Genomic DNA, 12,069 nt, shown 5'->3' on the forward strand with positions numbered 1-12,069 from the left:
GGGCGCCGTCGCGGCCGACCACCGTGGAGACATGTCGAACCCCGAGTGCCGAGCCCGTCCCGTCGCCGCCGCGTCCGGGACGATCCTGGCGGGAGTGCTCCTGGCCGCGGTCACGCTCGCGCCGTCGGCGGTAACCGTCGTCCTCGCGCTCGCGGCGCTGATGTTCGTCGCGACGCTGGTCCTCGTGCCGCTGCTCGGCGACGGCGGCGCCGGTGGCCCCGACCCGGTCCGGGCCGCGCTGCGCGCGGCGGTCCTCACCCTCGTCGTGTTCGGGGTCCCGGTCTCGGCCGCATCCGTGCTCGGTCCGTCGTCGGTCGTCCTGGTCGGTGCCGCGATCGCGGCGGGGACGATCACGGTCCTCGGAAGGTGGACCGGTAGGAGCGGGGGGAGACCCCGACCGCGTCGGTGAAGTGTCGTCGCAGGCCTGCTCCGGACCCGAACCCGCAACGGCCGGCGATCTGCTCGACCGGCAGGTCCGTGGTCTCGAGCAGCTCGCGCGCGACCGCGACGCGCTGGCGCAGCAAGGTGAACCCGAACTCCTCCCAGCGCGGGTCCTCCTCGGTGCTGAAGAACTCGCCCAGCGAGGCCGCGACGGCGTCGTGGCTGAGCAGGACCCGGTCCGGGTGGGTACCCAGCAGCGCGAGAATCGCCTCGTGGCGGGGACCGTCCGGGGTGATCGTGTAGTGACCGACCCGGTCGAAACCGACGTGCGCGCCGCGCTCGGCGATCTCGCGGTGGTACTCCGCGGCGGTGCTGTTGTCGCAGTATCCGATCAGGACCCGCGACAGGTCCGCCCCGGCATCGGTGAACGCCTCGAGCTGCTGCAGCGCCCCGGTCGGGCCCTCGTTGTGGGTGAGGATCCCGGCACCGGTGCGCTGCTGGGCGAGCACGGCCGCCTCGATCGCGCGACGCTCGTACTTGCCGACGCTCTCCTGCCCGGTCGCGATCTTGATCATCCCGGCCCGCACGTCGGTACCGGCCATACCGTGCTCGATCTCGCGGGTGAACACGTCGGCCAGCTCGGTGGCCCGCAGCAGCTTCAGATGGAACGGCCAGCCCATCCGCTCGGTGTAGAGCCCGGTGCTGGCGACGACGGCGACGCCGCTGCGCTCGCTGATCCGGCGCATCAGGTCGGGCCGACGGTACCAGTTCATCGGTGTCGCATCGACGACGGTGCCGACACCGTGACCGGCCGCTGCGGTCAGCCAGCTCGCCGCGCGTTCGACGGCGGAGTCGGCATCGAGCTGCAGCCTGCCGTCGAGCTCCAGGCCCGGCAGGCCGGTGAAGACGTGCTCGTGCACCAGTGTGCGGCCGAGCTGGTCGGCGTCGAGGTCGCCGGTCACGGTACGGACGGTCATCGCTGCTCCAGACGTGCGGCCACCTCGCGGCGGCGGATCTTTCCGGTGGACGTGCGAGGGAAGTCGTCGACCACGGCGATCCGGCGGGGAACCTTGTACGAGGCCAGACGCTCCCGGGCCCAGGCGCGCAAGGCCTCTCCGTCCGCGTGGGCACCGGGCCGCAACCGGGCGGCGGCCACCACCGCGTGCCCGTACACCGGGTCGGGCACACCCGCGACGACGATCTCCTCGACGGCCGGGTGCCCGGTCAGGACCTCCTCGACCTCCTGCGGGGCGACGTTCTCCCCACCGACCTTCAGTGCGTCGTCGGCACGCCCGGCGAAGCGGAGCACCCCGTCGTCGTCGAGGGTGCCCAGGTCGCCGGTGCGCAACCGGCCGCGCTCGTCCAACTTCTCGGCCGCGCGGTCGGGCATCCGGTAGTAGCCCGACATCAGGCCCCAGCCCGACACCCGGATCTCGCCGGCCTCGCCGGCGGGGACCGGTTCCCCGGAGCTCGGGTCGACCACCTCGACGACCCGCTCGGCGAGGACGACGCCCATGGTCGTGGCCCGTTCGGCCAGGGGCCGGTCCAGGGGAGTGGCGGTCACGTTCCCCGACGCCTCGGTCATGCCGTACAGGTTCATCAACCGCGCACCCAGGGCCTTCTCCACACGCTCGCACGACGACGCGGGCCCGACCCACCATGCCGCCTCCAGCGGAACCGGTCCGGGATCGGCGTCGAGAGCATCGAGCAGCCTCAGGTGCGTGACCTCGAACCCGCCGGTGATCCGGCAGCCGTGCCGCCTGATCGCCGCGAGCGCGCGGACCGGGTCGAACCGGGTGTGCGTGACCACCGCGGCGCCGCGGACGTGGGCGGCCAGCAGGACGAAGATCGCCCCACCGGCATGGAACAGGGGAACCGGGCAGTAGTACCGGTCGCCCGAGGTGATCCCGAGCCGTTCGCCGAACAGTGTGGCATCGGCCAGCACCCCGTCCGCCGGGAGCACGACGCCCTTCGCCGCGCCGGTGGTGCCGGAGGTGTAGAGGATGTAGGCGGGATCGCCGGCCCGTCGCGGGTCCGGTGGATCGGGACACGGCCCGGTCACCGACCCCACCGCGCCCGACAACCGGCGATCGTCGACGACCACGGCCCGCAGCTGCGGGAACTGCGGCGAGAGGAACCCCGTGACCGGTCCCTCGGCCGTGCCCAGCCGGGGGAGCAGCTCGGCGAGCACCGCGCCTGCATCGGTGCCCGGTACGTCCGGCTCGGCCAGCAGGACCCGGGCGTCGGACTGCGCCAGGCAGTAGCCCAGTTCGCGCGGGGTGTGCCAGGTGTTCATCGGGACCAGGACGGCGCCCGCGTAGGCCGCCGCGTAGAAGGCCCGCACATAGGGTTCGCCGTTGGGCATCCAGACCGCGACATGGTCACCCGGCCCCACACCGAGCGAGCGCAGCCCACCGGCGAGCGCGCGTGCCCCTGCCCGCAACCGGGAGAACGTCGTCACCTCCTCGCCGACGACGAGGGCGGGCGCGTCCGGTGCGGTCGCCGCCGCCCGGTCCAGGACCTCGGCGACCGAACCGGGTGTCCCGGCCGGCACGGCCACGGTCACCGGGCCCCTCCCGGATAGTCCTCCCCGATCCGGAAGTCCGGGATCCCCGGCGGGTCGTCACCGAACGCGCCGTCGAGCAGGTCGCGCAGCGCGGTGTCGGTGGCGCCGTGGACGGTGACCGGGTCGCCGACCTGCCAGGGCCGGGCGAGCGCGACCTCGCCGCCGTGGACCACGAACACCTGCCCCGTGACGTCGTGTGCCGCCGGGCTGCAGAGGAACCCGACGAACGCCGCCACGTGCTCGGGCGCCCACCGCGTCTCCTGCTCGGGATCGATCTCCCCGAACGCCCCGGTCATCAGCCGGGTCGCGGCCCGTGGGGCGACCGCGTTGCAGGTCACGCCGTAGCGGCGCAGCTCCCGCGCCGCGATCTGGGTCAGTGTCGCGACGCCGGCCTTGGCCGCCGCGTAGTTCGCCTGCCCGGGGTTGGCCAGCAGCGCCGCCCGCGAGCTGGTCGTGACCGGCCGTCCGCCGGTGGGCTCTCCCGTCTGCTTGAACCGGGCCCGCCAGGCCGCTCCCGCCTCCCGGACCAGCAGGAAGGTGCCGCGCAGGTTGATCCGGACGATCTCGTCCCACTCGTCGTCCGACATCGAGAACGTCATCCGGTCCCGCAAGACACCGGCGTTGGAGACCACGGCGTCGACCCGGCCGAAGCGTTCCAGCGCCGCCCCGACCAGCTCGGCCGCCGTGCCGCTCGCACCGACGTCACCGGGGACCCGGACGACCGGACCGGTACCGAGGTCTGCGGCGGCGAGCCCGGCGGCGTCGACGTCGTTGACCACGAGTGCGTACCCGCGACCGGCGAGATCGCGTGCCTCGGCGGCGCCGATGCCGCGGGCGGCACCGGTCACCACCGCGACCGGGGCGCTCACCGCGCCGACCAGGTGATCGACTTGTCGACGAGGTACTCACCGATGCCGAACTCGCCCCATTCGCGGCCGACACCGCTGTTCTTGTAGCCGCCGAACGGGCCGTGCGGTGACAGCCACGGCCCGCCGCCGTTGATGTTGATGTAACCCGCCCGGATCCGCTCGGCGACCGCGAGCGCCCGGTTCGGGTCACCGGACCAGACACCTCCGCCGAGCCCGTACTCGGAGTCGTTGGCCAACCGGATCCCCTCCTCCTCGTCGTCGAACGCGATCACCACGCCGACCGGGCCGAACAGCTCGGTGCGTGAGATCTCCATGTCGTTGGTGACCCCGGTGATCAGCGTGGGCTCCAGGAAGAACCCCTTGTCCAGGTGCGCGGGCCGCCCACCACCGAACGCGAACTCGGCGCCCGCGTGGCGCGCGGTCGCCATCGCCGCCTCGACGCTCGCGCGCTGGCTCTCGCGGATCAGCGGGCCCATCGTCGTGGCCTCGTCCGCCGGATTCCCGACGACCACGGACTCCAGCATCGCCGTCACCGCGGCGACCAGCTCGTCGTGCACCGCGCGGTGCACCAGGGTCCGGGTGAGCAGGGAGCAGCCCTGCCCGGCGTGGGTGGCGAGCCCCTGCACCACCGACGCCGCGGCGCCCTGGATGTCGCAGTCGGGCAGGATCACGTTGGCGGACTTGCCGCCCAGCTCCAGCACGACCGTCTTCAGCGAGTCCGCGGCCTGGGTGTAGACCAGCCGGCCGATCGCGTCCGAGCCGGTGAAGCTCACGACGTCGACCATCGGGTTGCGGGTCAGTTCCTCGGCGGCCGCGGTGTCCCCGGTGACGACGTTGAGCACGCCGGGCGGCAGTCCGGCCTCCTCGGCGATCTCACCCAGCACCAGCGCCTCGAGCGGGGTGTAGGGCGAGGGCTTGAGCACCGCGGTGCACCCGGCGGCCAGCGCGGGCGCGACCTTCATGACGTTGAGGAACAGCGGGTAGTTGAACGGGATGATCAGCGCGGCGACCCCGGCGGGCTCGTGGCGGATGACCCCGGAGCCCAGCCCGAAGCCCGGTTTGGCGTAGTGCGCCATCGGCTCGGCGAACGAGTACCCGGGCAGTGCCCGGTCGGCCATGTCGCGCAGGTGCTCGATCGGCGTCGCGACCTGCAGGAAGTGCGCCATCGCCCGGGTGCTGCCCGCCTCGGCGACGTTGAGGTCGACCAGTGCGTCGTAGCGGGACTGCAGGGCGTCGGCCATCCGGGCGAGGACGGAGGCCCGCTCGGCGGGGCGCATCCGGGGCCACGGGCCGTCGTCGAAGGCGCGCCGCGCTGCGGTGATCGCGGCGACGGTGTCGGCGACGCTGCCCTGGGCGACCTCGGCGAGCACCTCCTCGGTCGCCGGGTTGAGGACCGCGACGGTGCCGTCGCCGGTGGCGTCGGTGAAGCGGCCGTCGATGTAGAGCCGGTCCAGCGGGCGGATCGGGGTCGTGGTCATGGGGGCTCCCGGTCGTCGTGGGGCGGTGGACGGACCGGGGCGCGGGCGGGTCGCACCGCGCCCCGGAACCGGGATCAGTCGAAGACGATCATTCCGCGGATGTTGAGCCCGGCGTGCATGTCGGCGTAGCCCTGGCGGATGTCGTCGAGCCGGTAGGTACGGGTGATCAGCTCGTCGAGCTTGAGCTGCCCGGCCCGGTACATCGCGACCTGCCGCAGGATGTCCGAGGCGGGGTTGCTGGCGCCGAACAGCGTGCCCTGGATGCGCTTCTGCATCATCGACAGCTCCCACGGGCTGACCGGGATGCCCTTCTCGGCCATGTCGCCGATCCCGGTGGCCACGACCGTGCCGCCCTTGCGGACGGCGGCGAAGCCCTGCGCGATGTGCTCGCCGGTGGTCACCCCGACGGTGATGATCGCCTCGTCGGCGCCCTGGCCGTCGGTGATCGAGCGGGCGTACTCCGCGGCGTCGTCGATCGACTCGTAGACGTGGGGGGCCCCCATCTGCTGGGCCTTCTCGCGCTTGAACGCCACCGGGTCCACCGCGATGACCGCTCGGGCCCCGGCGTGCGCGGCGCCCTGGACGGCGTTGATCCCGATGCCGCCGATGCCCATGACGATCGTGACGTCGCCCGGCCGGACCTCGCCCGCGTAGACCGCCGAGCCCCAGCCCGTGCCGACCCCGCAGCCGAGCAGGCAGATCGTGGTCAGGTCCAGATCCTTGTCCACCTTGACCGCCGACATCGTGGAGATCACGGTCCGCTCGGCGAACGTGCCGAGCCCACCCATCTGGCCGGTCGGCTCGCCGTCGAGGCTGAACCGGTAGCTCTCGACGTCGTCGTCGGGCCGGCAACCCTTGATCATGTACTTGCCGGCGTTGCAGAGGTTGGACATGCCCTCCGAGCACCAGCGGCACCGCCCGCACGAGGGGATGAACGAGAACACGACGTGGTCGCCGATCTCGAAGCCCTTCGTGTCGGGGCCGATCGCCTCCACGATCCCGGCCCCCTCGTGCCCGCAGACCATCGGGAAGTGCTCGACGACGAGATCGCCGGTCTGGACGTGGTCGTCGGAGTGGCAGAGCCCCGCCGCGACGAGCTTGATGCGGAGCTCGTCGCGCCGCGGTTCGTCGAGGTCGATGTCGACGACCTCGAACTGGCCCGGTGCCGAACGCATGATCGCTGCGCGTGTCCTCACGGTGTGCCTCTCTGCAGAACGTGAACGGTGGGTCGGACGAGACGTGCCGGTCAGTGGTGGGGCGCGGGCGCCGGCGCCGCGACGGGCGGGGTGGTCGTGCGCCGGGCCAGGACGAGCGCGGCGACGAACGCCAGCAGCAGCGGGACCGCGCTCGCGAGGTACATGGCGGCAGGGGAGACGACGGCCAGCGCCGCGCCCGCCAGCACCGGAGCGACGATCGCCCCGACGCGGCCGACGCCGAGGCGAGCGGGGGATCCGCCCTCAGGGCAAGCCGTGGCCGAGTCCGGTCGGCCGTCGGACCTCACGGATGCCTGTGACGGCGACTGAACGGATGCCATGGGCTGCGGCCCTCAGTGCATCGCGCCGACGACGAACGGACACGGCAACCCGGCGATCGCTGAGTCCTCGATGTCGGGATCACATCCGTGCGAAGGGCCGGCGGCCGGCGACACCGGCGGGAACGAGAGCACGCCCCGGGGCACTCGGAACTCCCCTGATGTCGAACCGATAATGCACGTTATGACAGACAGTCTGAGTGTCCTCGCTTCCCCAGGGAGACTTCTTCCTGCCGTGGCCGGGTGTTCCATGGGCGCGCGCGGGCCCGGCCTGTCAGGCGTTCCTGGGAGAAGGTGCGGTCGGCAGGGTCAGCTCGGCGCGGCATCCCGGCCCGTTGTTGACGACGCTGATCCCACCGTTCTGTGCGCCCATCAGGCCGCGCGCGATAGCCAGGCCCAGCCCCGCACCGCCGTGCGCACCGGGTGTCCGGGCACCGGTACCGCGGTAGCCGACGTCGAAGATCCGGCCCAGGTCCTGCGGCGGGATCCCGCCGCACTCGTCGTCGACCCGCAGCCACGCGAGACCACCCTCGCGGCCACCGGCGGTGAGCACGACGGAGCCTCCGGCCGGGGTGTGCCGGACGGCGTTGGCCACCACGTTGCGCACCACCCGGGCGAGATCGGCGTCGCTGGCGTGCACCAGCGGCCAGTCCTCGGGTGCGATCGCCTGGACGTCGACCCCGGTGGCACGGGCGACGACCGCCTCGGCGGCCACGGCGTCGGAGGCGATCTCGGCGAGCGGGATCTGCCGCAGCCTCAGCTGCAGGGTTCCCGACGTGGCGCGGGAGAGCTGGAACAGGTCCTCGACCATGTCCGTCATCCGCCGCGTCTCGCTCTGGATCCGCCGTACGTAGTCCTGCACCTCGTCCGGCCGGTGCACGATCCCGTCGAGCACCGAGTCGGCCAGCGCCCCGATCCCGGCGAGCGGCGAACGCAGGTCGTGGCTCATGCCGGCGACCAGCTCGCGGCGGGACCGTTCGGAGCGGCGTTCGGCGTCCCGGGCCTCGTGCTGCCAGAGGGCCTCCCGCGCCAGGGTGCGCCCGAACAGCGTGCCCGCCGGCACCACGATCACGGTCACGACCAGGCAGGCGAGGAGCACGTCGCCGAGCTGAGGGGTGAACATGAACCCGCTCACCCCGACCACCCCGCTGAGCGTGGCGAGCAGCGGGACCAGCACGAGCACGATGATCGCCGCGGTGAGCGAGCGCCGCCGCAGCATCCGCAGCACGATCCCCCCGACGACCAGCACCGGCAGGGAGAACAGGAGCGCGGCCGAGGCCGCCTCCAGCAGCTCGTCGGGCGTCATGGCCGGTCGGCAGGGTCGTAGCGGTAGCCGGTCCCCCAGATCGTCGCGATCCGCCGCGGCCGGTTCGGGTCGATCTCGAGCTTCTCCCGCAGACGTCGGACGTGGACGGTCACGGTGGACTGGTCGCCGTACTCCCAGCCCCACACCTCGGCGAGCAGCTCGGTCCGGGTGAAGGCACGCCCGGGATGGGCCACCAGGAACGCCAGCAGGTCGAACTCGCGGCCGGTCAGCGCGAGCGGGACACCGTCGAGGTGGGCCCGCTGCCCGGACCGGCCGACGACGAGGCCGCCGTCCACGACCGGGCCCACGGTCGCCGCCTCCGGCGCCGACCGGCGCAGGACCGACCCGATGCGCAGGACCAGCTCGCGCGGGCTGAACGGCTTCACGACGTAGTCGTCCGCCCCCCAGCTGGAGGCCACGAACCCGATCCTCCTCCTCACCGAGCGCCGTGAGGACGACGATCGGCAGCTGCGGGCGGCGCGCCCGCAGCTCCCGGCAGACCTGCAGGCCGTCCATCCCGGGCAACATGAGATCGAGCACGACCGCGTCCGGTGCGTGCTCGACGGCCCACCACAGCCCGGCCCGGCCGTCGGCGACCTCGAGCACGCCGTACCCGGCGTCGCCGAGGTAGCGGCGGATCACCTCGCGCACGGTGTCGTCGTCCTCGACCACGAGCACCCGGGACGCCGACGGCATGGTGCCAGCCTAGGTCGTCGCGGCCGGGCCGGGCGTCACCGTCACCGTTCGGTAAGAAGTCCGCGCGGCACGAAGTCTTAGGGCTTTCTTACGAGATCGTCCGGCGCACCTCCGGGAACGCGATGCCTGCCTAACGTCCGGCGGCGACCCGCACTGGAGGACGTCGTGACACTCTCCCCCCATCGGCCCCGCTTCCGGAGCCCGCTCCGTGGCCCCTGGCTGACCTCGGTCCTCGGCCTGGTCCTGCTCGTCGGGCTGCCCGTCGTGGTGGTCACCGGGCTGCTCGACCACGTCGCCTACGGGCCTGGCCAGGGCATCCCGGGTGACGTCGGTCTGCTCCGGCTGCCGATCACCGAGTTCCCTACCGACCCTGCGTGGCTGTTCCGGCTCACCCAGGGGCTGCACGTCGGTCTGGGTCTGGTGCTGATCCCCGTCGTGGTGGCCAAGTTGTGGTCGGTCATCCCACGGCTGTTCGAGCGGCCGCCGGTGCGCAGCGTCGCCCACCTCCTGGAGCGGGGTTCGGTGCTGCTGCTGGTCGGCAGCATCCTGTTCGAGACCGTCACCGGCGTCCTGAACATCCAGTACGACTACGTGTTCGGCTTCAGCTTCTACACCGCGCACTACCTGGGTGCGTGGGTGTTCATCGGCGCGCTCGTGGCACACCTCGTGCTGAAGCTCCCGACGATGGTGCGGTCGCTCCGTTCCCGCTCGCTGCGGACCGAGCTGCGGACGCCGCTCGCGGACACCCGCCCCGAGGAACCCGACGGGCACGACGGGGAGCCCGGCCTGGTCCCGACCGATCCCGCCGACCCGACCATGAGCCGACGGGGCGCGCTGGCGCTGGTCGGGGGCGGCTCGCTGCTGGTCGGGCTGCTGACCGCGGGCCAGACGATCGGTGGTCCGCTGCGGGACCTCGCCGTCCTGCTGCCACGGGGGCGGGTGCCCGAGGGGATCCCCGGCAACGACTACCCGGTCAACCGCACCGCGGCCGCCGCGGCGATCGGTCCGGAGATGACGGGGGCGCGGTGGCGGATCGAGCTGACCGGCGGCCCGGCCGCGCTCCGCTACACGCGCGACGAACTGCTCGCCGGGGTCGACGGCCTGCCGCTGCACACCGCCAGGCTGCCCATCGCGTGCCCCGGTCGTCGTTCGTGGACTCCCTGGACGCCGGGCCGTTCGGGCGGGTGACCCTCACCGCGGCCCAGACGCTGCACGAGGACGCGCTGCTCGCGCTCCGGGTCAACGGGCACGACCTGAGCCTCGACCACGGGTTCCCGGCCCGGGTGATCGTGCCCTCGACCCCGGGCGTGCACTGCACCAAATGGGTGCGTTCGATCGACTTCCGGGAGGCCTGATGCGTGGGTTCCGAGCCCGCTACGGAGCCGGTCCGGGGCACCTGGCCCTGATGCTGGCCTGCCTCGCCCTCGCTGCGTACGCGGCGTCGTTCCTGCTCGGCGATCCGTCCGCGCTACGGATCGTGATCTGGTTCGTCGGTGCGGCGGTCGTGCACGACCTGCTGCTGTACCCGCTCTACGCGGCGGGCGACCGGTCGCTGACCGCGCTGCTCCCCCGCTTCCCCCGGCACGCGGTGCCGCTGGTCAACCACGTGCGCGTCCCCCTGCTGGGGGCCGGGCTGACGTTGCTGCTCTTCCTGCCCGGGATCGTCCGCAGCGCCGAGCCGACCCACCTCGCCGCCACGGGGCTCGACCAGCAGCCCTACGCCGCGGCCTGGGGCGCCCTGGTGGCCGTGCTCGTGGCGACCTCGGCCCTCGTCTACGTCGTCCGCGTGCTGCTGGCGCGGCGGAGCCGGTCGTGAGCGCACCGGCGGCGACGTCGCGCGCGGCGGTGCTGGTGCTGGCGAAGGCACCCGAACCCGGACTGGTCAAGACCCGCCTCTGCCCGCCCGCGACACCCGGACAGACCGCCGGGATCGCGGCCGCCGCGTTGCTGGACACGCTCGACGCCACGACGCGCGTGCCGCGGTCGGCCACGGTGGTGGCACTCGCCGGGGACCTCGACCGAGCCGTCCGGGCGGACGCCCTCCGCCGCCGGCTGGGCCGGACGATGCGGATCGGCCAGTGCGGCGACGGGCTCGGACCGCGCATCGCGAACGCCCACGCCGACGTCGCCGCCCGGTGGCCCGGCCTGCCGACCGTGCAGGTGGGGACGGACACCCCGCAGCTGACGCCGGCGTTGCTCGACGAGGCGCTGATCCGGCTCGACCGGGCGGACGCGGCCCTCGGACCCGCAGCCGACGGCGGCTGGTGGGCCGTCGCGCTCCGCGACCCCACCGCGGCGACGCTGCTGGCGGACGTCCCGACCTCCCGGTCCGACACCGCGGAGCGCACGATCGCCGCGCTGCGGGCCGGCGGGCTGCGGGTCGCGGCGCTGCCCGAGCTGACCGATGTGGACACCATGGCGGACGCGCTGGCGGTCGCCGAGCAGGTCCCGGGATCCCGGTTCGCCGCCGCGGTCGGCGCCCTCACGGCCGGTCCGGTGACGTCCCCGTGAGCGGAGCGGAGGGGGGCGTCGTCGACGGTGTCCCCCCGGTCCGCGCCGGCTTCGACCCGGTGCTGCGCGGGGAGGTGCCGCGCCTGGTCCGGGACGACGGCCGGGCGCTGTCCCTGGACCACGCCCGCTGGCTCGCCCGCGCGGACGGCGACGACGAGTGGCTGCTGCGTCGGTGCCGGGGACCGGTGATCGACCTCGGCTGTGGTCCCGGCCGGCTGACCGCCGCCCTGCACACCCGCGGGGTGCCCGCACTCGGGGTGGACAGCTCCCCCGTGGCCCGGGACCTCTGCCGCCGCCGGGGCGTGGCGATGGTGTGCGCCGACCTGTTCGGCGGGCTCCCCTCCGAGGGGACCTGGCGCCATGTCCTGCTGGCCGACGGCAACATCGGCATCGGGGGCGATCCCACCCGGCTGCTGACCCGCTCGGCCGCGCTCGTCCACCCGTCGGGCAGCGTGCTCGTCGAGGTCGACCCCGACCCCGCGGTCTGCTGGCGGCGGCCGGGCTGCGGGAGGTCCGGCGGTCCCGCGTCTCGCCGGGCGGGCGGGCGTTCGTCGAACTCGCCCGGCCCCTCGAGGGCGGTGCCCCGGTCAGGGGCTCAGATTGACACCGCTGTGCGTCACGCGAGCTGGGGGTCGCCGTCCATCGGGTCGACAACGGCGAACCCGTCGCCGCGGAGCTGAACCGGCGTGCGATCTGCGCCTGCTGCGGCTCGCCGAGGTACTGGGCGCCCG

Annotated in this window: 13 protein-coding genes and 1 pseudogene; 6 read left to right on the forward strand and 8 right to left on the reverse strand. The window is 73.5% G+C overall.

What is annotated here, in order from left to right; genetic code table 11:
• The first annotated feature begins 31 nt into the window (after positions 1-31).
• Positions 32-409: a hypothetical protein gene (locus tag Ae150APs1_RS01830; RefSeq protein ID WP_075295335.1), complete on the forward strand. Its 378-nt coding sequence runs from the start codon at positions 32-34 to the stop codon at positions 407-409.
• Here Ae150APs1_RS01830 and Ae150APs1_RS01835 read toward each other — a convergent pair.
• From Ae150APs1_RS01835 to Ae150APs1_RS01875, 8 genes and pseudogenes are all read right to left on the reverse strand, one after another.
• Positions 351-1,358, reverse strand: a complete 1,008-nt coding sequence (locus Ae150APs1_RS01835; RefSeq protein WP_075295338.1) for a helix-turn-helix domain-containing protein — start codon at positions 1,356-1,358, stop codon at positions 351-353. The two genes, Ae150APs1_RS01830 and Ae150APs1_RS01835, sit on opposite strands and share 59 nt — an antisense overlap.
• A complete protein-coding gene (locus Ae150APs1_RS01850; RefSeq protein WP_083679875.1) occupies positions 1,355-2,947 on the reverse strand; it encodes an AMP-binding protein in 1,593 nt (530 codons plus the stop codon). The genes Ae150APs1_RS01835 and Ae150APs1_RS01850 overlap by 4 nt, the downstream gene beginning before the upstream one ends.
• Entirely contained in the window at positions 2,944-3,816 is an 873-nt protein-coding gene (locus tag Ae150APs1_RS01855) for an SDR family oxidoreductase (RefSeq protein WP_075295341.1), read from the reverse strand. Before Ae150APs1_RS01855 ends, Ae150APs1_RS01850 begins: the two co-directional genes overlap by 4 nt.
• On the reverse strand, positions 3,813-5,294 hold the full coding sequence (locus tag Ae150APs1_RS01860; protein WP_075295344.1) for an aldehyde dehydrogenase family protein: 1,482 nt from the start codon (positions 5,292-5,294) through the stop codon (positions 3,813-3,815). The genes Ae150APs1_RS01855 and Ae150APs1_RS01860 overlap by 4 nt, the downstream gene beginning before the upstream one ends.
• A gap of 74 nt (positions 5,295-5,368) precedes the next feature.
• Positions 5,369-6,490, reverse strand: a complete 1,122-nt coding sequence (locus Ae150APs1_RS01865; protein ID WP_075295346.1) for an NDMA-dependent alcohol dehydrogenase — start codon at positions 6,488-6,490, stop codon at positions 5,369-5,371.
• A gap of 50 nt (positions 6,491-6,540) precedes the next feature.
• Positions 6,541-6,696, reverse strand: a complete 156-nt coding sequence (locus tag Ae150APs1_RS31840; protein ID WP_170918028.1) for a hypothetical protein — start codon at positions 6,694-6,696, stop codon at positions 6,541-6,543.
• Between the two features lie 403 nt (positions 6,697-7,099).
• Positions 7,100-8,131 carry a HAMP domain-containing sensor histidine kinase gene (locus Ae150APs1_RS01870; RefSeq protein WP_075295348.1) on the reverse strand — a complete coding sequence of 344 codons (1,032 nt, stop codon included), beginning with the start codon at positions 8,129-8,131 and terminating at the stop codon, positions 7,100-7,102.
• A pseudogene (locus Ae150APs1_RS01875) lies at positions 8,128-8,827 on the reverse strand (response regulator transcription factor). The gene Ae150APs1_RS01870 and the pseudogene Ae150APs1_RS01875 overlap by 4 nt, the downstream one beginning before the upstream one ends.
• Positions 8,828-8,992: 165 nt before the next feature.
• Here Ae150APs1_RS01875 and Ae150APs1_RS01880 point away from each other — a divergent pair.
• The 5 genes from Ae150APs1_RS01880 to Ae150APs1_RS32525 are packed head-to-tail and all read left to right on the forward strand — an operon-like array spanning position 8,993 to position 12,018.
• Positions 8,993-10,015, forward strand: a complete 1,023-nt coding sequence (locus Ae150APs1_RS01880; protein WP_249266171.1) for a hypothetical protein — start codon at positions 8,993-8,995, stop codon at positions 10,013-10,015.
• Complete coding sequence (locus tag Ae150APs1_RS33190; RefSeq protein ID WP_249266172.1) at positions 9,979-10,182, forward strand: molybdopterin-dependent oxidoreductase; 204 nt, start codon at positions 9,979-9,981, stop codon at positions 10,180-10,182. The genes Ae150APs1_RS01880 and Ae150APs1_RS33190 overlap by 37 nt, the downstream gene beginning before the upstream one ends.
• The gene (locus Ae150APs1_RS01885; RefSeq protein WP_075295350.1) at positions 10,182-10,643 is read left to right on the forward strand and encodes a hypothetical protein; all 462 of its coding nucleotides are present in this window, start codon (positions 10,182-10,184) and stop codon (positions 10,641-10,643) included. The genes Ae150APs1_RS33190 and Ae150APs1_RS01885 overlap by 1 nt, the downstream gene beginning before the upstream one ends.
• Positions 10,640-11,338, forward strand: a complete 699-nt coding sequence (locus Ae150APs1_RS01890; protein WP_075295352.1) for a DUF2064 domain-containing protein — start codon at positions 10,640-10,642, stop codon at positions 11,336-11,338. The genes Ae150APs1_RS01885 and Ae150APs1_RS01890 overlap by 4 nt, the downstream gene beginning before the upstream one ends.
• A complete protein-coding gene (locus Ae150APs1_RS32525) occupies positions 11,335-12,018 on the forward strand; it encodes a methyltransferase domain-containing protein (protein ID WP_075295354.1) in 684 nt (227 codons plus the stop codon). Before Ae150APs1_RS01890 ends, Ae150APs1_RS32525 begins: the two co-directional genes overlap by 4 nt.
• Positions 12,019-12,069 lie beyond the last annotated feature (51 nt).

The organism is Pseudonocardia sp. Ae150A_Ps1, assembly GCF_001932315.1.
Classification (GTDB): Bacteria; Actinomycetota; Actinomycetes; order Mycobacteriales; family Pseudonocardiaceae; genus Pseudonocardia.